This is a genomic window from Propionibacterium australiense (assembly GCF_003666605.1).
Lineage (GTDB): Bacteria > Actinomycetota > Actinomycetes > Propionibacteriales > Propionibacteriaceae > Propionibacterium > Propionibacterium australiense.
The window spans coordinates 191,962-211,855 of sequence record NZ_RCIV01000002.1 but is presented as its reverse complement, the minus strand read 5'-3'; the positions used below and the strand labels follow the sequence as shown (position 1 = coordinate 211,855).

Here is a 19,894-nt window from a genome sequence, read left to right as displayed (position 1 = left end):
AGCACCGCTGTGGTCATCCTCGTCACAACAGGATCGCCCGAGCGGAGGTGGCCGTGGGGCAATCGGACCGCACGGCGATGCCGAGCGTGCGGCGCGGACCCGGTGTGTCGAGTCCGGGGAAATCCTCGCTCCCGTCATAGGCGTTCCGCACGGTCTGCTTTCACCTCACTCAGGTCGATGTCTTTGAGCGCGATGACCCTGGTGCGTTTGACGATCTTGTAACCGAGCCAGGTCACCAGGACCACCGGGATACCGCAATAGGTCGAGATGATGTCACTCCAGTTCAACTCACCGCCAGGACCCGGAATGACCTGTGCGAAAAAGATGAACACGGTCAGCGTGAAGGCGAGGAACGGCGCGTACGGGTACCATTTCGCCCGGTAGGGCAGCTCCTCCGCCGAATGTCCCTGCAGGAGCCATGCCTTGCGGAACCGGTAGTGGGAACTCGATATGGCGAGCCACTTGACGAACCCAGTGGCCGCACTGATGTTGACGAGCCAGCCGAGTACCACATCGCCGTAGATCGCCGCGACGATCGAGACCAGGCCGACACAGACACTGACCAGCAGCGCATTGATCGGTATGCCGCGCGCATTCGTCCTGCTGAAGACGCGGGGTGCCTTGCCCTCACTGGCGAGCGCGTAGAGCATCCTCGAAGAGCCGTACATCATCGTATTGCCGGCCGACAGAACGGAGGTCAGGAGGACCGCGTTGACCACGGATGCCGCGGCAGCGAGTCCGGCGCGCTCGAAGACGATCGTGTACGGGCTCATTGCCACGTTGCTGCTCGACGCCGCGAGAAGGTTCGGATCGGTGTAGGGAATGAGGAAGGAGATGACGACGATCGTCCCGACGTAGAAGATCAGGATGCGCCAGAACACCGAGTTGATGGCTCGCGGCACGTCACGCGACGGGTTCTCGCTCTCACCCGCGGTGATGCCGACGTACTCGGAACCCTGAAAGGCGAAACCTGCTGTCACCATGACGACCATGAGCCCGCTGAACCCATTGACGAAGGGGGCCTCCTCCACCGTCCAGTTCCCGAACCCGACCGCGTTGCCGCCGAGGACTCCGAGGATCGTGAGGATGCCCACGATGATGAACACGGCGCAGGTCACCACCTTGATCCCCGCGAACCAGAACTCGCTCTCCCCGTAGAAGCCGGCAGAGACGATGTTGAGAACGAGGAGGAGACCGAGGAACAACAGACTGATGCAGATGCTCGCCAGAAGCGGCAGGTCCGGCAGCCAGAATCTCAGCAGAATGTTGGCGGCCGTGATCTCGGTCGGGATGGTGATGACCGCCGAGAACCACGAGTTCCAGCCGATCCCGAAGCCGAATGCCGGATCGACGAATTTCCCGGCATAGGTGCTCCACGACCCGGAGACCGGCATGGCGGTCGCCATCTCACCGAGCTGGGTCATGATGAGGTACATCATGAACCCGATCACGAGGAAGGCGATCGTGGCGCTTCCAGAGCCGCCATTGCTGACCGCTTTCCCGGTGGTGAGGAAGACACCTGTTCCGATGGCTCCACCGATCGCGATCATGGACATGTGACGCGCCTTGAGTCCTCGTGTCAGCCGATCCGGCCGGGCATCAAGGGCGTTCTGTTCTTCTGATATGGACATCTTCGAGGCTCATTCACACGGTTGGTCTGAGTCGCCGTCGGCGATCTCGTAGGGCTGTCAAAGACACCGAACACGGTCCACCTCGAGATGACAAATGCGTGACGGGGAACACTCAACAGGAGAAACCGCGCTGCACATGCTAGCACGAGAACGAAACACACCAAGTCCTCATTGCTTGGTTACCATCAGTTTGCTTGGTTACCATCAGTTCAATCAGAGAACAAGAGAGTTTTCCGATGGCTGACACCAGATCGTTCCGCACCGGGCCACGGGGTCGATCCCGCCGGTCCGCAGCACACCCGGACAGGAATTGCTCGCTGAACCATTCGGGATAGCCCAGCGCCGATTCACCGAGCCCGACGGACCTGATCCGGTAGAACCTTCCTCGTCATCGGCTCCACCGGCGCATGCCGTTTGGACATACCCCCTGCACGCACCGGCGCCGGCCGGGGGTTCGTCCCATGCCCCGGACCGGGACGTGTTCTGCTCCCTGCGCGCCCGGTAAGTACCTCGACCCCGACGTCATCGCATCGGCGCGAGTGTTCGGCCAGATCGCACGAACGAGCAGGGCACTGGCCCCCCGTTCACCCCGGCGCGAACAGATCAGAAACGGACATGCCGGCTCGCATTATGGACTGGCGCGTCGTGCGCTCAGACACTCCCCCATAATGACCGGGCCTGTCGGACGTGCTCGCTGGCGTGCGTACGCCACGTCCAAGTACTTTCCGCTCCTTCGACCTAGAAAGGTGGGCATCATGTCCTCCCCGGCTCTGTCACAAGAGTCCAATCCGCGCGAACAGTGGGGAAGCCAGCTGGGCTTCCTGCTCGCCGCGATCGGTTCAGCCGTTGGCCTGGGCAACATCTGGCGCTTCCCCGGCGTCGCCTACACCAACGGCGGCGGCGCCTTCATCGTCCCCTACGTCGTGGCCCTGCTCATGGTCGGCATTCCCGTCCTCTTCCTCGACTACTCCATCGGGCATCGCTTCCGCGGGTCGGCACCGGCGAGTTTCCGCAGGCTCAGCCGCAGGTTCGAATGGCTGGGATGGTGGCAGGTGCTCATCTGCTTCGTCATCATGACCTACTACGCCGTCATCGTGGCGTGGGCCCTGCGTTACACCCTCTTCTCCATCAACGCGGCCTGGGGCGATGACGCACAGAGCTTCTTCTACGAGTTCATCGGCCTCAACACCGACGCCGTCGCCTACTCGGCCTCGCCGGTGGGCGGTGTCGTCATTCCGCTGATCATCGTGTGGGCCTTCGGTCTCACCGTCATCGCGCTCGGTGTGACCAACGGTGTCGAGCGTGCGAACAAGATCTTCCTGCCGCTGCTCGTCGTCATGTTCGTGGCCTTCGTCATCAGGGCCATCACGCTGCCCGGAGCCGCCGAGGGGCTGAACGCCCTGTTCACGCCCGATTGGAGCGCGCTCGGGGACTACCGCGTGTGGATGGCGGCCTTCGGACAGATCTTCTTCTCGCTGTCCGTGGCCTTCGGCATCATGCTGACCTACTCCTCCTATCTGCGCAGGCGTTCCGATCTGCTGGGCACCGGCCTCGTCGCCGGCTTCGCGAACTCCTCCTTCGAGATCCTCGCCGGCATCGGCGTCTTCGCCACGCTCGGCTTCATGGCGAACCAGCAGGGCGTCACCGTCGGCGAGCTGGAGGGCATCAGCGGTGTGGCCCTGTCGTTCATCACCTTCCCCACGATCATCTCGCAGATGCCCGGCGGGGCCCTGTTCGGCGTCCTGTTCTTCGCCTCCTTCACGATGGCCGGCCTGACGTCGTTCATCTCGATCATCCAGGTGGTCGCGGCCGGTGTCACCGAGAAGTTCAACCTCAGCTCGGTCAAGGCCTCCCTCATCGCCGGGATACCGGCCATGGTGATCTCGCTCGTGCTGTTCGGCACCGACTCGGGCCTGTACGACCTGGACGTCGTCGACGCGTTCATCAACAACATCGGCGTGGTCGTCTCGGCCATCATCATGTGCGTCGGCGTCGGTCTCGTCCTGCGCCAGACCGGCACGCTGCGCCGCCACCTCAACGCCGTCTCGGACTCCCGGCTCGTCGGCGTCTGGTGGCAGGTGATCATCTGCATCGTCGTACCGGTGCTGCTCGGCTTCATGTTCGTCCAGACCGTCTGGGCCTACGCCACGGCCGGCTACGACCCGGCCAGCTACACGCCCGGTTTCGAGGCGGTCTTCGGGTGGGGGATGCTCTTCGTCTGCGCGGTCGCCACCGCCGTCCTCACCCTGATCAAGTGGCGAACACCCGTTGACGACTTCACGCCAGTGGACCTGGACGAACTCGAGCTCGAGGAGGCGCGCTGAGATGACCGCCATCGCAATGACCACCATGGCCGCGGCCATCGCCATCATCTGGGGCGGACTGCTGGTCTCCGTGATCTCACTGGCCCGGCGCAGCCGCGCCAAGGGCTGACTCGCGGCCGCGCACGTCACGGGCCGGCCGAGCGCGGACCCTGACGCGCGGTTCACCCGATTTCACATGGTTCAGGCGCGGTCCGCGGGGCCGCGCCTGAACCATGTGCGGGTCATGCCGGTGACCGCACCGTGTCCCGGTTCGTGTCACGCCGCATGGGCTGGGGCTTCCACCAGGTCAGGCAGCGCCAGATCCACTCCAGCGGCCCGTAGCGGAAATGCCGCAGCCACAGCCGCGCGATGACGGACTGGATCACCAGGACCACCGCGGCCACGCCCAGCACGGGCAGCAGGTCCTCGCTCTCGCGCCAGCCCAGCAGGAGGCCGACGGGCACGACGATGCAGCTGGCGCCCACGTAACAGCTCAGTGCCGTGCGACCCAGCGGTTCGAGGAAGGCCGCGAGCGGGCGCCGCAGCGGCGTGGCACAGGCCAGCGCCACGAGGACCACGTAGAGGGCTGCCTGCACGCCGCCGGCGATCCCGCCGGCGGACACGAACCGCGGATCGCCGTCGCCGCTCCTGAATTGCCAGAACACGGCCAGCCCGGTCAGCACCGCGAGGGCGCCCGCGGCGATGACGAGACGGCGGTCGGGGTGTTCGAGGAAGGTCGGCAGGCCGTAGGCGACCGCCATGGCGCCGAGCAGGAAGAGCCCCGGCACGTTCAGCACGCTCGACCCGGCGACCGCGAAGCTGGCGACGGTGGCCACCACCCCCAGGGCGGCCACCACCCGGCGCGGTGCGCTCAGAACGACGGGGATCAGGACCATGCCCACCACGGCGTAGGTCTTGAGCACCTCGCCGGGGTAGATCAGGGAGTGCAGCAGCCCGATGACCAGCAGTCCGAGCATGCGCCGCAGGAGCACCCGCCAGGGCCGGGCGCCGCGCCGGCGGGCCGAGTCGGCGACGAACATGAGGCTCATCCCGAACATGAAGGAGAAGATCGGCACGAAGCGGGTCGACACGAGGTAGAAAAGAACGTTCTGCGTGGTGGAGAATCCCCGGCCCATGACGACGGGGAGGTCCATGCCCAGATTGGTGATGTCGCCGGTGTTGACCAGCAGGATGCCGCAGACCGCGAAGCCGCGCAGGACATCGAGGACCTGATATCGAGGGGCCGGCGCCGCTGTCGCCGCGAGCGCTCCCCCATCGGCCGAGCGGTGTTCCGGCACTGTGACGGGAACGTTCGGTTGCTGTGCGTTGTCGCTGTTCATGGCGCTCAGACTAGGCCCGATGCAGGGTTCTGTGGCCATCGTCCCATCCCCACTCACTCCCGCGAGCGAGCCCTCGGGGCCGAATTCCACCCGCAGGTGGAGCACCGGGATGAGACATCGGCCACCCCTGGTCACCGGACGGTTCCCTGCCGTGGCGTGCATCTGTCGTCCTGTTCGTCACCGGGGTGTGAGCACCGCCCCGGTCTCCATGCGCCACGCATGCATGACATGCTTGATACATGTCAACCGTGCAGATCAGGAATGTCCCCGATGAGCTGAGCCGCGAGCTCAAGGCCAGGGCAGCGCGCGAGGGACGCTCGCTCAGCGACTATCTGCTCCGCGAGCTCGAACGTGTCGCCTCCCGTCCGTCTCGGGCCGAACTCTACGAGAGAATCCAGGGACGCGATCCGGGCAGTGAACTGCCACCCGCGTCCGAGGTGCTTGAGCGCGAGCGCATGAGACGCCCCTGATGTGGGTCATCGACGCATCCGCTGCGGCCGAGCTCCTTCTCGGCACCACGCAGGGGCGGGCCGTAGCGGCCACGATCGGCGACGAGGACGTCTACGCGCCACAGCTGCTCGCCGTGGAGGTCGTCTCGGTCATGCGAGGAATGGTGAGAGGTGGGGACATCACCGGCACACGAGCCGAGGCCGCCCTGCACGACTTCGACGATCTCGGTGTCATCTGGGTCGACATGTCGCCCCTGATCAGTGCCGCATGGGCGCTGCGCGACAGCGCTAGCGCCCACGACGCCATGTATGTGGCACTCGCCGAGCGGCTCGAGTGCCCGCTGCTCACCTGCGACCGGCGCCTGGCCAAGACCTTCACGCGATGTGTCGTGCCTCAGGGGTGATCTGAACGGGCACGTGCGGGCGGATCATCGAGGACGAGCACGACTGCTTGACCCTCACGCGGCGTGAGGCACCAGGTTGGTTCCCGTGAGAGATGCTGAAGCCATGGGCACCAACGAGGACGTGCAGGACCTGACCGTGGGCGCAGTGGCGTCCCTGGTGGGGGTGAGCGTGCGGACGCTCCACCACTGGGATGCCGTGGGCCTGGTCCGCCCTTCCGGGCACACCTGGTCCGGCTACCGCCTCTACTCGGCCGATGACATCGCCCGGCTCCACCGGGCGCTCGTCTACCGGGAGACCGGCATGCCGCTGGCCCGGATCGCCGAGGTCCTGGACGACCCCGGCGCCGATGCCGGCGTTCACCTGGCCCGCCAGCGCGCACTGCTCATGGAGCGCATCGAACACCTGCACCGGATGGTCCGGGCAGTCGACACGATGATGGAGAAGACCATGAGCAACACCAATCTGACCCCGTCCGAGCAGGCCGTGATCTGGGGCACGACGTGGACCCCCGAGTACCAGGCCGAGGCCGAACGCCGCTGGGGCGGAACCGTGGACTGGGCCGAGGCCGAGCGTCGTAGGGCCGCCATGACCCGCGAGGACTGGGAACGTGCCCGTGACGACACTGCGGCGCTGGAGGCCGCACTCGCCGCCGCCAGGCGCAACGGGGTCGAGCCTGGCAGCCCGGAGGCGAACGAACTCGCCCAGCGGCACCTGGACACTCTCGGCACCTGGTTCGACGTCACCGTGTCCAAGCAGGTCCTCATCGCCCGTACCCAGAGCGAGGATCCGCGCTGGGTCGCTCACTTCGATGCCCTTGAGCCAGGCCTGGCCGTCTGGCTCAAGGACGTCGTCGACGCCTCGGCGCGCGCCCAGGGCATCGACCCGCAGGCAGCCGCCTGGCAGTGAGTGACACGCCGTCCGGCGCCGTCCCCACCTGAGGTTTCACCCGGCGCAGGGCATGTCGGCTCTGCACCGGGTGGCCCTGCTCGGCAGGCGGCTCCCGGGGAGGCGCGATGGACATGGCCCCCGACGAACCGACCGTCGAGACCGGCAGGCAGCTCCCGCAGAGGCGTGATGCCTCAGTCGCCGTAGCGACGCCTGAAGCGCTCGATGCGTCCTTCGGTGTCGATCTCGCGGCTCCTGCCGGTCCAGAAGGGATGGCTGCTCGATGAGATCTCCACCCTGACCAGCGGGTAGATCTCGCCGTTGAACTCCACCGTCTCGGACGAGCCGAGGGTCGAGCGGGTCAGGAACATCTCGCCCGTGGCGTTGTCCCTGAACACGACGGGTTGATAGACGGGGTGGATGCCTCGCTTCACGGCGGTCCTTCCGGGCAGTTGTCTTCTGTGGTCTAATGATAATCATTCGCATTATATCGAAGGGGAATCATGAGCAGAAGATGTCGGATCAGCGGAGCAGGCCCTGGCTTCGGCAACAATGTCAGTCACAGCCATCGGCGCACCCGGCGCCGATTCGACCCCAACCTCCAGACCAAGCGGTACTGGGTGCCGTCGCTGGGTCGCCATGTCCGGCTGCGCCTGTCGGCGCGGGCCATCAGGACGATCGACCGGAGGGGCATCGATGCCGTCGTCGCCGACCTGATCGCTGCGGGGGTGAGGCTCTGATGGCGGCGAGGAAACCGGCCACCGCCCGGCCTGTGATCATCCTCGAGTCCACCGCTGGCACCGGCTACCGGTACGTCACGACGAAGAACCGGCGCAACACCCCTGACCGGCTCGTCCTCCGCAAGTACGACCCGGTCATCCGCCGTCACGTCGAGTTCAGGGAGAGGAGGTGACCAGACGGGCTCTTGGACATCAGGTGATGGATGGGCGCCGTGGCCCGGCATGCGCACACCGGGCCACGGCGCTCGTCCGTGCAGCTCAACAGTTCGAAGACGACAAGGGCGTCTCAACGCCCGAAAGCTTCACGTCAGGATCGCAGACTGGCACCATTACTGGCGATGACCTCGCGATACCAGTCGAAGGATTTCTTCCGATACCTGTCCAGCGTGCCGCTGCCGTCGTCTTTGCGGTCGACATAGATGAAGCCATAGCGCTTGGACATCTGCGCGGTGGATGCCGAGACCAGATCGATACAACCCCAGCTCGTGTAACCCATCACGTCAACGCCGTCGGCTATTGCCTCACCGACCTGCACGAGGTGGTCGTTGAGGTAGGCGATCCGGTAGTCGTCCTCGACCGTGAGGGTGCCGTTGGGTCCGGTGACGAGTTCGTCGACGGCGCCGAGGCCGTTCTCCACGATGAACAGTGGTTTGCCCCAGCGATCCCAGTAATCGTTCAGCACGATCCGCAGGCCGAGTGGGTCGATCTGCCAGCCCCACTCGGAGGCCGAAAGAGTGGGATTGCTGACGCCGCCGAGCAGATTGCCCACACTGGTTTCCACATCCTGGGTGACCGTCTCGCACAGTGACATGTAATAGGAGAAGGACACGAAGTCCACCGTGTTGTCCCGCAAGATCCGGCGATCCTCGTCGGTGATGTCGAGCTCCACGCCCTGTTCGCGCAGTGTGCGCAGGAAGTAACCCGGATAGCGTCCACGGCAGTGAACGTCACCGAAGGCGTAGTTCTCCCGCTCGGCCTGCTTGGCCGCCCACACGTCACGAGGATCGGGGGTGAGCGGATAGAAGGGTGCGGCAAGGATCATACAGCCAATCTTGAGGCCTGGGTCGATCTCATGAGCGATGCGAGTCGCCGAGGCCGAGGCGACGAGCTCGTGGTGCATCGCCTGGTAGAGATCCTGGGGGCTCAGCTCATCGACCGGACTACTGATACCTCCTGAGACGAACGGGAAATGCTTAAGCGAGTTGATCTCATTGAAGGAGGGTTATTCAAAACCCTTGTTATGAGGAGGGCCTTGGAATCTGTTCTGCCGGTGTGGGCGTGTCTGGGTGAAAGGCGAGGACCTGTCACTGAGAAAATTGGGTTGTCGATAATCCCGTATTCTCAGAACAGGTCCTCGCATGTACCATACAACAGGCCTGCCCGCCGAAGCAATCACAGTCCTCTACCAGACCCTCGTCCACAATTACCCCCGCACCCCGCAGGCCACCGGGCGGCCACCAGCACTGAGTCAGGCAGAAGAAATCAGGGCAACCCTGGCTTATCTGCGTCGCAACCGCGCCCAAGCCGAGCTGGCCGAGTCGTTCGGGGTCAGTCAGGCCTCGATCTGCCGGGCCATCGCCCGGTGGACGGCTCGTATCGTCGAGGTCCTCGCAGAGCTCGTGCCCACCGCAGACGATCTGGACCAGGACCAGACCCTGATCGTGGACGGCACCCTCGTGCCCTGCTGGGACTGGAAACACGAGCCGGGCCTGTACTCGGGCAAGCATCACCGGACCGGGTTGAACCTTCAGGTGGCCTGCACCCTGACAGGACGCTTGGTCTGGGTGTCCGACCCGGCCCCCGGATCGACCCACGACGCGAAAGCCATCCAGTCCACGGGTTTCCTTGAAAACTTCCCAGACACCCCGCCATTGGGTGACAAGGGCTACACCGGGCTGGGCATGATGACCCCGATACGCAAACCACCAGGGAGCGGGCTCACGGACTGGCAGAAACAATACAACCACGCCATCAACAAGCTACGGGCCCCGGTCGAACGAGCAATCGCCCACCTGAAAACCTGGAAGACACTTCACACCGGTTACCGCAGGCCCCTAAACACCTTCCCACAAACCCTCACAGCAGTCATCGCACTAGAATTCTACAAAAACAGTTTTGAATAACCCTCAAGGTGAGCCAGTACTTGACACGTTTACCATAGCGCTCGAAGAGAGTGCGGGCATAGCGCTCAAAACAGCCGATCAATTCCCGCCCGGCCCAGCCATTGTACTTCCTCGCCAAGTGCAATGGGGTCTCGTAATGACTGAGCGTGACCAAGGGCTCAATGCCATGCTTCTCCAGCTCATCGAGGAGCCGATCATAAAAGGCCAGGCCCTGTTCGTTCGGCTTTTCCTCGTCGCCATCAGGAAAAATTCGAGACCAAGCCATCGAGAAACGAAAAACCTTGAAACCCATCTCGGCGAACAGGGCGATGTCCGCGGCATAGCGGTGGTAGAAGTCGATGGCCTCGAGTTTGAGGTTGTCAACAGTAGGCCCGTCGGTTCGCAGCCCTGCAACGCCTTCCGGCGTGACATCCTGCACGCTCAGCCCCTTGCCGTCTACATCGTAGGCGCCTTCGATCTGATTGGCGGCAGTGGCGCCACCCCAGAGGAATCCTTCGGGGAAGGAGGGTGTGACGGTGTCAGTCATACTGTGTAGCCCTTTCCGGTGTGGTGTTCTGTCGGACGACGGTCAGCGCAGGATCTCCTGCGGACAGGGTCTGCCCGATGGTTCGAGGAAGAATGGCGCCGAGTGCGGCGGAGTTGGTAACGATAAGGGCCGTGACCGTGGAGTGGCCCGCGGCCTCGATTTTAGACAGGTCGACCTTCACGAGCTCCTGTCCAGCTTCGACCTGCTGACCTTTGGTAACCAGGCTGACGAAGCCATCCCCTTTCATCGTCACCGTGTCAATGCCGATATGAATGAGGAGCTCCACCCCGTCATCCGACTTGATGCCAACGGCATGGCCGGTGTCAGTAGCTACGACGATTTTCCCAGCGACCGGTGAGACAATCGTGCCATCGGAGGGGATGATACCGAGGCCCTTCCCCATGGCACCAGAGGAGAAGACCGGGTCAGGAATGTCCTCCAAGGCGATGATGCGCCCTGCGACAGGCGCAGCGACATCAATGCCGTCGGTGCATGCCATATCGGGGTTTTCGGGAGCCGCAGGAATCTCTGATTTATCCTCATCAAGGGGCGCCGGCGCGGCATCCCTGACACCGAAGAACCACGTCAGGGCGAAGGCGATGACACATGCCACGACGACGCCGATGATCCACAGGATGAAGTTGGGTGTCGTGAGGTAGGCAGGGATGCCGATGATGGAGGGGAAGATGCCGGCCTGTGTGACGCGTCCGCCGGCGATGGCGCAGATCACGCCACCGGCGGCACCACCGGCAATACCGAAGTAGAGGGGGTACTTGCGCGGTAGATTGACGCCGTAGATCGCGGGTTCGGTCACACCAGCGAGGAATCCGGACAGTGCGGCAGGGCCAGCGAGTTCCTTGGTCTTCGCATCCTTGGTACGCAGCATGACGGCGAGGGTCGCGGAGGCCTGGGCCAAGACAGCTGCCGCGATCGGCCCGTAGATGAGGGAGTAATCGTTGGACACGATCTCCTGGGTCATGATCGGTACGAGACCCCAGTGAAGACCGAAAATCACGAAGACCTGCCAGAGTCCACCGATGACAATGCCGCCGAGCGGGGGTATGGTCTGGAACAGCCACTGAACACCCGTGGCGATGCCATTGGCGACGAGTGTGGTGAGTGGGCCTATGGTGAGCAGGGTGAGCGGCACCATGATGAGTACGACGATCCATGGTGTCATGAAGTTGCGGAAGGCGCTGGGGATCGCTTTCATGAGGAATCGTTCGAGGAAACTCTGCACCCATACGGCAACGATGATCGGGAGTACAGAACTCGTGTAGCTCATAATGACGAGCGGGATCCCAGCGAAGCTGTGGGGACCGGTGTCGACCATGGCAACGATCGAGGGATAGACGAGCGCTCCGGCGATCGCCATTGCGGTGAACTGGTTCGTCTTGAAATGGCGAGCAGCCGTCACTGCGAGTACGAGCGGAAGGAAGTACATGAAGGCGTCGGATGCCGCATAGAGCACCGTGTAGGTGTCCCCCTCATCATTGATCCACCCGAGAGTGGCGAACATGGCGAGAAAAGCCTTGAACAGTCCGGTGCCGGCCAGCGTCCACAGCATGGGGGGAGAAGATGCCAGAGATGAGGGCAATGAAGGCATCAAGAGGTCCCTTTTTCTGCGCGGGTGCTTCATCATGAGAGGCCTGCCCTAGACCGGGTAGTAGTTTCATGAGCTCCGCATAGGCGTCGGGAACCTCGTTGCCGATGACGATCTGGTACTGGCCTCCCGCCTGGACCACAGTGACGACGCCCGAGGTATTCTTGATGGCGTCGGTCTGGGCCTTCGACGCGTCCTTGAGAATGAATCGAAGCCGAGTTGCGCAGTGGGAGAGCGAAGTGACATTGTCACCCCTCCCAGTTTGTCGAGCAGCTCTGGTGCGAGTGCTGCGTAATCGATCTTGGACATCTAGATCCTCCTAGTCATGTCGTACCAGGACCCTGAAATAAAAAAGACCTGAGGCTCTGCCCGCGCGAACAGTGCACGGGATGCCTCAGGTCTTGCCCCTGACGGGTAACAATCCTATGGACCACCGGGTCCATGCAGGACGTTAGCAGACTTGCACGCTTCGTGGCAATACCTCGCCTGAGTCCATCTGCCCCAGGTGATCGAGGCGGTCCCGGACGAGGAGCCTGCAGAGCATCTGGGATCGTGGGGCTTATTCACAGCACCGATGGATGCCTGCATAACAAGGAGCGATACTACTGGTGAAGGTTCCTGTGAATAAGCTTCGTGGATGAGCCATGACCCTGTCGGCCGTGGCGGCAGGCCATCTCCACAGCGGCATCGGTGCCGCGTTGGTGATCAACGATCACAGTATCGGGGACGCCGGTATCAACGCCCCTGAGGGATCGTAACGAAACCCCGGTCTCAGCCGATGGCCAGGCATCAGCGCCATCTGGGTGGGCATGGATGCGATACCGAATAATCGGACAGGACCCGAGGATGACAGCAGGCGTGCATCAAAGCGTGGTGGCACGTCGCCTGACCCCGGCTTCAAGCCGGGCCAGGTGCATAGTCAGGTAGGCCATCTCGTCCTCAGAAACCTCGATGCCCAAGCGAAGTTCGAGCAGTTCGCGCACGTGCTGGGCCACCCGGTACGTCCGTGGCCGGTCTTGTCGCAGTGCCTCCGCGATGGCCTCAGTCGTCTTGTTCTCTACCTGCTTGCCACCGCGAGCCCGGATGATGAAGTAACGCAGATGAGCGGCGAAGCGTGCCGCATCGATGGAGCCTGCGTCGAAGTCGGCGCCGTAGGCGCCCTGGAGCACATCGAAGGTCTGGGCGATGAGCCGTGACTGGGCCCAGCTCTGCTCGGCCGAAGAACTGCTGATGACGGCATCGAAGAGATGCAGGGCGAGGGCAATGGCCTCACCCTTGGGCAGCTGCACTTCTTGACGAGCATTGAGCTCGTCGATCATGCGTTCGGCTAGGCGTAATTCCTCCGGGTGCAGATGAGCGACCTCGGCTCGCAATGGATAGTCCATAGTCAGGCCCTGGTTGATGCGTTCCATGGCTTGGTTGACGTGATCAACGACGGCGATGATCGTCGAAGAAGGAACGGGAGCGCCGAGTTCGCGGGTGGCGCGCGCGAAGACCTGCTCGATGAGAGCGATGCGTTCGATCGGGATGTCTGCAATGACCTCGCCGACCGAGAGGGCGTTCCGGGCAGGGACGAACCGGCGCGCGACACGATCTGGGTCGATGGGATCACCAGAGTTCTTCTTGAAAACGATACCACGCCCGGTAAGGACCACCTCGCGGTTCAGCTCGTCACGCGCCAGAACCACATTGTTGTTGAAAACGCGCAGAACCTCCAGCTCCATAGAAGAGATACTGCGTCAAACAAGGCGACAGTGCCAGCCTGTCCGAGGGGTGAAAGCCTGCGTACCCCGGACACGATCCTCGCCCCGTGCAGATCGCGTCCAAGAACGACGGCACGAGAGCGGGACACCCCTACCGTGAAGCCGATGCCCTAGAGTCTCTGTTCGCGGAGTCCCGTGTGATGTGGCCAGCGGGCGCGTGCTCGCGCCGAGTAGCCGGCGCATCCGGTCTCTTGGGGATGCACTCGGTGCCGCGACCTCCTCGTCCGTGCCGTGCCCGCCGTCCCAGTACATGAGGGTGCCGGCGTCGTCACCCAGCACCGCTCGACCCACCATCCAGATCAAGCGGTACCGGGTGATGCCATCATGGGCCTGGCCTCAGCCATTCACGTACTCGTTGTCGAGTTCACGCGACGAGCCACACGGCGCCGGTGAGTAGGAAGCCGGTGAGCCCGGCGATGGTTGACAGCACCGTCCACTTCTTGAGGCCGTCCTTGACGGACAACCCCAGGTACTTGGTGACGATCCAGAATCCGGAGTCGTTGATGTGGGAGAACCCCAGCGAGCCGAAGCCGATCGCCATCTGGATCAACACCACCTGCAGGGCCGAGTAGCCGCCGCCAGCGATCGCATCGGCCAGCAGCCCCGCCGTGGTCAGGATCGCCACGGTGGCCGATCCCTGCGAGGCCCGCAGAGCAGCCGAGATGACGAAGGCGGTCAGGAGGATCGGCATGTGCGTGGCCACCAGCGCCTGTGCCAGCGCATCGCCGATGCCGCTGGCCACGAGGACACCGGCGAACACTCCGCCGGCGCCCGTGACGAAGACGATGGTGGCCACATCGGGTAGCGCGGAGTCGAGAATCGTGCCACGCCGTTCCAGGCTCCAGCGCTGCTGGTGACCGACGATGAAGTAGGCGAGCATGACGGCGGTCAGCAGTGCCGTCGTCGAGGACCCGACGAACCCGAGCACCGTGTAGGCCATGGACGACTCGTCGACCAGCATCTGCCCCACCGTGCCGAACATGATCTGCGCGATCGGTTCGAGAATGAGGAAGACGACCGTTCCGGGACCGGTGCGCGCACGAGTGACCTGGCCACTGGACACATCCGCGGACCCAGTGCTCTCGGAGGCGCCACCACCGAACGGCGTCTGCCCGACGGCAACTCTTTCCAGGTGCAGACGCTTGGAGGCGAAGTAGACCACAACCGCCACCAGGGCGCAGACGGGCAGGGAGAGCATTGTCAGCAGGCCGACATCGACGCCCAGGGTCGCCGCAGAGGCGACCGGCCCCGGGTGGGGCGGGATGACGACGTGCAGGGCGAGCATCGTCGCCGCGACGGGAAGACCGATCTTGAGCGGGTTGATCTTCGCGATGGAGGCGAAGCCGAAGACGATCGGGGCCAGGATGATGAAGCCGACGTCGAAGAAGATCGGGATACCGAGGATGAAGGCAGCGGCGACGACGGCGGCAACCACGCGCTCACGCCCGAGCAGGCGCGTGAAGCGTTCGGCAAGGACCTCGGCGCCGCCTGCCGCCTCGATGACCCGGCCCAGCATGGCCCCCAGACCGACGACGATGGCGACCGATCCGAGGGTCTTCCCCATGCCATCGATCATCGTCTGGACGACGTCGCCGATCGGGATGCGCGCGGCGAGGGCGAGGACCATGGACACCAGGATCATCGCCACGAAGGCGCTCATCTTCGCCCTGATGACCAGGGCGAGCAGAACCGCGATGGCCGCTACGGCCAGCAGAAGCAGGACGGTGGTGGACATGATCCGCCCTCAGTCCCGCTCGGGCGCGATCACGGTGATCACGGTGGAGTCGTCCTTGGCGCCCAGGCCACGCCGCGCGCCCTGCAGATACAGCTGCTCGGCGGCGGCAGCCACCGGCGTGGACAGTCCCACGCTCTTGGCCGCGGCGGTGACGATACCCATGTCCTTGACGAAGATGTCCAGCCGGGAACGCACCTCCGCCCCCCTGCTCGTCGTATGCCTGCAGCATCCGCGGCCCGCGGTCGCCGAGCATGAAGGATTCCGCCGCACCCGCCATGAGCGCCTTGAGGGCGGCCTCGGCGTCGAGGCCGAGGCCGCGAGCCAGCGCCAGGGCCTCGCCGGCAGCCGCGATGTGCACACCGCACAGGAGCTGGTTGACGGTTTTCATGGACTGGCCGTAACCGGGTTCGTCACCCACGCGCACCAACGTGGACGAGATGGCCTCCAGCACGTCCTCGGTCGCCGCCCAGGCCCGGTCATCGGCGCCGACGACGACGAGCAGGTCACCGCTGCCGGCCCGTACCGGTCCACCGGAGACGGGAGCGTCCACGAGCAGCAGACCCATGTCGTGGAGGCGGCCTGCCACCGCCTCCACGCCTGCGTTGCCGACCGTGGACGTGAGCAGGATCGCGGCGCCGGTCCGCATGGCGGCGGCGATGCCGCTCGTTCCGAAGAGCAGTTCCTCGAGCTGCGCCTGATTGCGGACGGCGACCAGTACGACGTCGGCATCAGCGACCGCCTCAAGGGCTGATGCCGCGGGCCGAACACCACTGCGTTCGGCCAGAGCCAGACGGTCAGCGGCTATGTCGAAGCCGCAGACGGTGAAGTGCTGAGCGAGGTTCGTGGCCATGGCCAGGCCCATGGCTCCGAGTCCGAGCACGGCGACGTTGGTGGTCATGATGATCTCCTTTGATCGGTTGCGGGATGCACATCCCGGTTGTGGTGCGGATGGACGGACAAGGCGGATGCGACGTGGCACCGGCCGGTCGTGGTGGTCAGGCGTTCAGGGTGCCGACGACGTCCGTGAGCGAGCCCTCATCCCCGACGTTGCCCGCGAACACGATGTAGGGGATGCCTGCGGCAGGGCCGTCCTGCGGTTCCCACAGGGAGACGATGCCGGGCAGCATGGGGCCGCGGACGAGCGCCCGGCGTATGCCCAGACCGCGGGAGGCGACATCGGAGGACGTGATGCCGCCCTTGGCGATGACGAAACGGGGACAGCGGATGGCGACGATGCGCTGAACGATCTCGACGACAGCCGCGGAGACGCGCCGTGCGAACTCCAGGGACTCCCCCGCGTCACGGCCGGCCACGAAAGCACCGCCGCGGCGGACGACGACGTTTCCCTGACGCAGCGCGGCGGCGGCCTGCTCGGCGACCTGCCTGACATGCGGGTCACGCCGGTCGGCGTCGAGCACGGTGGGGACGTCGATGACGATTTCCGGCGTGGCGGTGGCCTCGCGCAGCGCATCGACCTGGCGTCCGGTCAGACCCACGTGCGAGCCCACCACGATGAGCCCTCCGACGGCGTCGGAGGCGGGGGCGAAGTCGGCGGGGCGGGACTGTTCCGAGGTGAGGGGGGCGTGTGGCGTCTGCCCGATGCGTCCCCGGACAAAGGGCGGGCCAACGCGGTAGACGAAATTGGCGCCGGCGGCCTCGGCCCGCTGGAGGGCGCGGGCCAGCAGCAACAGGTCATTCTCCTCGACGCAGTCGACGGCGATCGGCGTTCGGTTCCGTACGGACCTCAGGCGATCGACGACGGCGTCCTCGTCGGTGCGCAGGGTCAGCAGGTCGATGACGACGACGTCCTGCGCCCGCACGGCCCCCGATGTCTTCTCCTCCACCCACTCGGGCAGGTAGGAGGCCTGGTAACCGAAGGTCTTGTCGGCGGCGAACTCGGTCTGTCCGACGGGCACGAAGCCGGCCTTCGCACTGCCGGCGTAGTGGACGCCGTGCACCGTGATACGACCGGCATCGGCGAAGGCCGGGGACAGGACAACGCCGTCCACGGTCGTGCCCGCACGTTCGAGCACGTCGGCGATGGTGTCGGGCTCCAGCGGGAAATGGCCCCGGAACGTCGAGTCGGAACGGGACACGAAGATGATCCGCCTGCCGACTCGTTCTGCGGCGGTCATCGCGTTGGTGACCACCTCGGTGTTGACCTGCTTGGCCATGTCGGGGTCGAGACTGCGCGAGTTGGTCATGACGTACACGGCGCTCGCCCCGGTGGACAACGCCCATTCGAGGTCCTCGACCTGCCAGCCGGTGACGACAGGCAGATCGGCAACGGACTGGGTGCCGGTGGGATCGTCGTCGAGGACGACGAGCGCCCGTGTCAGGCCAGCAGATACATCTGCCGGGTTCACGCTGGGGCCGGCTGGGATGCCGGCGGTGAGCCCTTCCAATGTCTCCATGAGTGCACTCCTTTGTGACTGTTTTCCGTTCTGGGTGAGTTGTGGGTCATGGACCGGGGCCACCGGCTGGTACCGGGCGGCCGGGTGATGGTGGCTGGTCAGGTCGTGTACTGGAGCAGATCGTTGGTGGTCTGATCCATGTGGGCGCGCATGGCCGCCTTGGCGGCATCGGGGGAACCGAGGCGCAGCGCCAGGAGGATGCGTTCGTGCTGGGCCACGGCGTGGGCCCGCACCTCGTGATGGGCGGACGTCACCTGCCGGGCGGCCATGAGTTCCTCGCGCAGGGGGGCGAAGATGGCGTGGATGAAGAGATTGTCGGTGGCCTCGATGATGTGGTCGTGGAAGGCCAGATCCGCGGCGGCCGCGGCATCGACCTCGTCCGCGGCGTCCGCCCGCCGGAGCTCGACGATGGTGTCCGCCATGTCGGCGAGGCGCTCTGGGGTGATGCGGGCGGCGGCGAGTCCGGCGCTGCCGACCTCGATCATGCGCCGCACCTCCAACAGGGCCAGGCCGATTTCGCGTTCCGAGCTGCCGTGACGGGCCAGCGCCACCAGGCTGGCGAGATCGTGCCAGTCGGCGGGTTCATTGACGTACGTCCCCGAACCCTGGCGAGCCGAGAGAACACCCTTCGTCGTCAGGACCCGAGTCGCCTCGCGCACGGTGAGACGGGAAACGGACAGCGCGGACGCGAGCGCCTCCTCCCCCGGAAGAGCCGAGCCCACGGCATAGCTGCCGTCCACCACGCGGCCCAGCAGTTCGGCGACCGCGATGTCGAGACGGGACTGAGCCATGCCAACTCCTCTGAGGACTTGGCGTGAGTCTAAGTCTTCCAGACGCGAATGCACAAGACCTTCTGGTAGTTGATGAGGTTTCTACATCAGCTTGAGCGACGACATCCCCAAAATGCCCTCTAGTCCTCAGATGACTTGTGTGTATGTGGGCAGGCTCTCAGACCCGGCCGACCATGGTCGGTCGGCCGGACACGACTGGCTAGGATGAACCCATGAACTGGCGAGAGGTCTGGATGCTCGTGGGCAGGCCCCACATCGACCTCGCCGCCGTGTCCTCGGCACTGTGTCGCCGCTGAACGAGAAACTCCCTCCGGCCCGTCGCCAGGGCCCCTGACCGAGGATCCGGCCAGGGCTCCTGTCATCCCTTCACACCCCTGGAACACCACGTTCAGTCGTCATCCATGTGAGGACACATGCCAGCTCGAACCACGACGCCCAGTACCACCAGCGATGCGACAGCCGGCACCGCACTCGTCATCGCCCTGCACGGGACCCGCAACCCGGCCGGCCTGGACCGCGCCGAGCAGCTGCGTCAACGCGTCGCCGCCCGGCTGCCCGGCGTCCGTGTCGGCATCGGCTGGGTCGACGTGCACGAGGAGACCCTTGAACGAACCCTGCCCGCCGTGGGGCGTGCGGTCGTCGTCCCCGCCTTCCTGAGCGCCGGGTACCACGTCACCCACGACATCCCGGCAGCCATCCGGCGCACCCATGGCCTGGCCAGGGCGACCGAGCACGTCGGTGCAGACCTCGATCCGGCCCTGCGCGACCGGCTCGCCGAGGCCGGCCCGCTCGGTGACGGCGTCGTCCTGGCCTCGGCCGGCTCGAACCACGACGAGGCGAACGAGGAGACTCGGGCCACGGCCGGACGGCTGTCGCGACTGCTCGGCCGCCCGGTCGAGGTGGGTTTCTTCTACGCGAGGCACCCCAGTCTCGTCGAGGCGGTCGCCCGCCTGCGCGAGGCCGGTGCCAACGACATCGCCGTGTCGACCCATGCCCTGTTCCCCGGCCTCTACCAGCAGCGCATCGCCGCCCTCGGCCTGCCGGCCGCCGAACCGATCGGGGTGCACGAAGTGCTCGTCGAGGCCGTCGTGCGCCGCTACCTGGGGGCCCTGTCGGGCTGAGGCGCGGCAGCGGCACGGGCCGACGGCCGGCAGAGCCCTCGCGCGGTCAGCGACGCTGACAACCC

At 65.0% G+C, this 19,894-nt stretch carries 20 protein-coding genes and 2 pseudogenes; 9 read left to right on the top strand and 13 right to left on the bottom strand.

Translation table 11 applies throughout. From position 1 onward, the window contains the following. Positions 1 to 134: 134 nt before the first annotated feature. Entirely contained in the window at positions 135 to 1,556 is a 1,422-nt protein-coding gene (locus tag D9T14_RS03010) for an amino acid permease (RefSeq protein ID WP_232012506.1), read from the bottom strand. 830 nt (positions 1,557 to 2,386) lie between these two features. Between D9T14_RS03010 and D9T14_RS03005 the strand changes: the two genes are divergently transcribed. After that, positions 2,387 to 3,955 carry a sodium-dependent transporter gene (locus tag D9T14_RS03005; RefSeq protein ID WP_119160678.1) on the top strand — a complete coding sequence of 523 codons (1,569 nt, stop codon included), beginning with the start codon at positions 2,387 to 2,389 and terminating at the stop codon, positions 3,953 to 3,955. A gap of 1 nt (position 3,956) precedes the next feature. Beyond that, complete coding sequence (locus tag D9T14_RS03000) at positions 3,957 to 4,064, top strand: MetS family NSS transporter small subunit (protein ID WP_119160677.1); 108 nt, start codon at positions 3,957 to 3,959, stop codon at positions 4,062 to 4,064. Positions 4,065 to 4,176: 112 nt separating this feature from the next. Here the strand turns inward: D9T14_RS03000 and D9T14_RS02995 are convergent, their stop codons facing one another. After that, positions 4,177 to 5,274, bottom strand: a complete 1,098-nt coding sequence (locus tag D9T14_RS02995) for a DUF418 domain-containing protein (RefSeq protein WP_119160676.1) — start codon at positions 5,272 to 5,274, stop codon at positions 4,177 to 4,179. A gap of 239 nt (positions 5,275 to 5,513) precedes the next feature. Between D9T14_RS02995 and D9T14_RS02990 the strand changes: the two genes are divergently transcribed. From D9T14_RS02990 to D9T14_RS02980, 3 genes are all read left to right on the top strand, one after another. Next, positions 5,514 to 5,744, top strand: a complete 231-nt coding sequence (locus D9T14_RS02990; protein WP_119160675.1) for a FitA-like ribbon-helix-helix domain-containing protein — start codon at positions 5,514 to 5,516, stop codon at positions 5,742 to 5,744. Then, positions 5,744 to 6,127: a type II toxin-antitoxin system VapC family toxin gene (locus D9T14_RS02985; RefSeq protein WP_119160674.1), complete on the top strand. Its 384-nt coding sequence runs from the start codon at positions 5,744 to 5,746 to the stop codon at positions 6,125 to 6,127. The genes D9T14_RS02990 and D9T14_RS02985 overlap by 1 nt, the downstream gene beginning before the upstream one ends. Positions 6,128 to 6,212: 85 nt before the next feature. Beyond that, on the top strand, positions 6,213 to 7,034 hold the full coding sequence (locus D9T14_RS02980; RefSeq protein ID WP_232012507.1) for a MerR family transcriptional regulator: 822 nt from the start codon (positions 6,213 to 6,215) through the stop codon (positions 7,032 to 7,034). A 173-nt stretch (positions 7,035 to 7,207) separates the two neighbouring features. On the opposite strand, the gene D9T14_RS02975 is transcribed toward D9T14_RS02980, so the two are convergent. After that, a complete protein-coding gene (locus tag D9T14_RS02975; RefSeq protein WP_119160672.1) occupies positions 7,208 to 7,447 on the bottom strand; it encodes a type B 50S ribosomal protein L31 in 240 nt (79 codons plus the stop codon). Between the two features lie 69 nt (positions 7,448 to 7,516). Between D9T14_RS02975 and rpmB the strand changes: the two genes are divergently transcribed. After that, on the top strand, positions 7,517 to 7,753 hold the full coding sequence (gene rpmB / locus D9T14_RS02970) for a 50S ribosomal protein L28 (protein ID WP_119160671.1): 237 nt from the start codon (positions 7,517 to 7,519) through the stop codon (positions 7,751 to 7,753). After that, entirely contained in the window at positions 7,753 to 7,926 is a 174-nt protein-coding gene (rpmG, locus tag D9T14_RS02965) for a 50S ribosomal protein L33 (RefSeq protein ID WP_119160670.1), read from the top strand. The genes rpmB and rpmG overlap by 1 nt, the downstream gene beginning before the upstream one ends. Positions 7,927 to 8,060: 134 nt before the next feature. Here the strand turns inward: rpmG and D9T14_RS02960 are convergent, their stop codons facing one another. Beyond that, positions 8,061 to 8,960, bottom strand: a complete 900-nt coding sequence (locus D9T14_RS02960; protein ID WP_119160669.1) for a family 1 glycosylhydrolase — start codon at positions 8,958 to 8,960, stop codon at positions 8,061 to 8,063. 151 nt (positions 8,961 to 9,111) lie between these two features. On the opposite strand from D9T14_RS02960, the gene D9T14_RS02955 reads away from it, so the two are divergent. Beyond that, positions 9,112 to 9,876 (top strand): transposase family protein, encoded by a 765-nt coding sequence (locus D9T14_RS02955; RefSeq protein ID WP_197720667.1) that lies wholly within the window; start codon positions 9,112 to 9,114, stop codon positions 9,874 to 9,876. Here D9T14_RS02955 and D9T14_RS02950 read toward each other — a convergent pair. From D9T14_RS02950 to D9T14_RS02920, 9 genes and pseudogenes are all read right to left on the bottom strand, one after another. Continuing rightward, a complete protein-coding gene (locus tag D9T14_RS02950; protein ID WP_197720668.1) occupies positions 9,839 to 10,402 on the bottom strand; it encodes a glycoside hydrolase family 1 protein in 564 nt (187 codons plus the stop codon). The two genes, D9T14_RS02955 and D9T14_RS02950, sit on opposite strands and share 38 nt — an antisense overlap. Beyond that, positions 10,395 to 11,969, bottom strand: coding sequence for a glucose PTS transporter subunit IIA (locus tag D9T14_RS02945; RefSeq protein WP_197720669.1), 1,575 nt, complete (start codon positions 11,967 to 11,969; stop codon positions 10,395 to 10,397). The genes D9T14_RS02950 and D9T14_RS02945 overlap by 8 nt, the downstream gene beginning before the upstream one ends. Further along, a pseudogene (locus D9T14_RS14425) lies at positions 11,893 to 12,249 on the bottom strand (PTS transporter subunit EIIB); the annotation flags it as partial. The pseudogene D9T14_RS14425 and the gene D9T14_RS02945, both read right to left, overlap by 77 nt. A gap of 619 nt (positions 12,250 to 12,868) precedes the next feature. After that, positions 12,869 to 13,729 carry a PRD domain-containing protein gene (locus tag D9T14_RS02940; RefSeq protein WP_197720670.1) on the bottom strand — a complete coding sequence of 287 codons (861 nt, stop codon included), beginning with the start codon at positions 13,727 to 13,729 and terminating at the stop codon, positions 12,869 to 12,871. A gap of 403 nt (positions 13,730 to 14,132) precedes the next feature. Next, positions 14,133 to 15,503: a GntP family transporter gene (locus D9T14_RS02935; protein ID WP_119160668.1), complete on the bottom strand. Its 1,371-nt coding sequence runs from the start codon at positions 15,501 to 15,503 to the stop codon at positions 14,133 to 14,135. A gap of 9 nt (positions 15,504 to 15,512) precedes the next feature. Further along, complete coding sequence (locus tag D9T14_RS14100) at positions 15,513 to 15,698, bottom strand: NAD-binding protein (protein WP_232012508.1); 186 nt, start codon at positions 15,696 to 15,698, stop codon at positions 15,513 to 15,515. A gap of 97 nt (positions 15,699 to 15,795) precedes the next feature. Continuing rightward, positions 15,796 to 16,353: pseudogene (locus tag D9T14_RS14095) on the bottom strand (NAD(P)-dependent oxidoreductase); the annotation flags it as partial. Positions 16,354 to 16,498: 145 nt separating this feature from the next. Then, positions 16,499 to 17,917 (bottom strand): four-carbon acid sugar kinase family protein, encoded by a 1,419-nt coding sequence (locus tag D9T14_RS02925; protein ID WP_119160667.1) that lies wholly within the window; start codon positions 17,915 to 17,917, stop codon positions 16,499 to 16,501. A 98-nt stretch (positions 17,918 to 18,015) separates the two neighbouring features. Then, positions 18,016 to 18,708, bottom strand: a complete 693-nt coding sequence (locus D9T14_RS02920; RefSeq protein ID WP_119160666.1) for a FadR/GntR family transcriptional regulator — start codon at positions 18,706 to 18,708, stop codon at positions 18,016 to 18,018. Between the two features lie 413 nt (positions 18,709 to 19,121). Between D9T14_RS02920 and D9T14_RS02915 the strand changes: the two genes are divergently transcribed. Continuing rightward, the gene (locus D9T14_RS02915) at positions 19,122 to 19,829 is read left to right on the top strand and encodes a sirohydrochlorin chelatase (RefSeq protein ID WP_119160665.1); all 708 of its coding nucleotides are present in this window, start codon (positions 19,122 to 19,124) and stop codon (positions 19,827 to 19,829) included. Positions 19,830 to 19,894 lie beyond the last annotated feature (65 nt).

Coding starts and splice junctions, on each gene's coding strand:
- D9T14_RS02920 (WP_119160666.1), bottom strand. CDS start 18,708: ATGGCTCAGTCCCGTCTCGACATCGCGGTCGCCGAACTGCTGGGCCGC.
- D9T14_RS02995 (WP_119160676.1), bottom strand. CDS start 5,274: ATGAACAGCGACAACGCACAGCAACCGAACGTTCCCGTCACAGTGCCG.
- D9T14_RS02925 (WP_119160667.1), bottom strand. CDS start 17,917: ATGGAGACATTGGAAGGGCTCACCGCCGGCATCCCAGCCGGCCCCAGC.
- D9T14_RS03005 (WP_119160678.1), top strand. CDS start 2,387: ATGTCCTCCCCGGCTCTGTCACAAGAGTCCAATCCGCGCGAACAGTGG.
- D9T14_RS02990 (WP_119160675.1), top strand. CDS start 5,514: ATGTCAACCGTGCAGATCAGGAATGTCCCCGATGAGCTGAGCCGCGAG.
- D9T14_RS02940 (WP_197720670.1), bottom strand. CDS start 13,729: ATGGAGCTGGAGGTTCTGCGCGTTTTCAACAACAATGTGGTTCTGGCG.
- D9T14_RS03010 (WP_232012506.1), bottom strand. CDS start 1,556: ATGTCCATGATCGCGATCGGTGGAGCCATCGGAACAGGTGTCTTCCTC.
- D9T14_RS02915 (WP_119160665.1), top strand. CDS start 19,122: ATGCCAGCTCGAACCACGACGCCCAGTACCACCAGCGATGCGACAGCC.
- D9T14_RS02945 (WP_197720669.1), bottom strand. CDS start 11,969: ATGCTGTGGACGCTGGCCGGCACCGGACTGTTCAAGGCTTTTCTCGCC.
- D9T14_RS02985 (WP_119160674.1), top strand. CDS start 5,744: ATGTGGGTCATCGACGCATCCGCTGCGGCCGAGCTCCTTCTCGGCACC.
- rpmB (WP_119160671.1), top strand. CDS start 7,517: ATGAGCAGAAGATGTCGGATCAGCGGAGCAGGCCCTGGCTTCGGCAAC.
- D9T14_RS03000 (WP_119160677.1), top strand. CDS start 3,957: ATGACCGCCATCGCAATGACCACCATGGCCGCGGCCATCGCCATCATC.
- D9T14_RS02935 (WP_119160668.1), bottom strand. CDS start 15,503: ATGTCCACCACCGTCCTGCTTCTGCTGGCCGTAGCGGCCATCGCGGTT.
- rpmG (WP_119160670.1), top strand. CDS start 7,753: ATGGCGGCGAGGAAACCGGCCACCGCCCGGCCTGTGATCATCCTCGAG.
- D9T14_RS02955 (WP_197720667.1), top strand. CDS start 9,112: ATGTACCATACAACAGGCCTGCCCGCCGAAGCAATCACAGTCCTCTAC.
- D9T14_RS02950 (WP_197720668.1), bottom strand. CDS start 10,402: ATGACTGACACCGTCACACCCTCCTTCCCCGAAGGATTCCTCTGGGGT.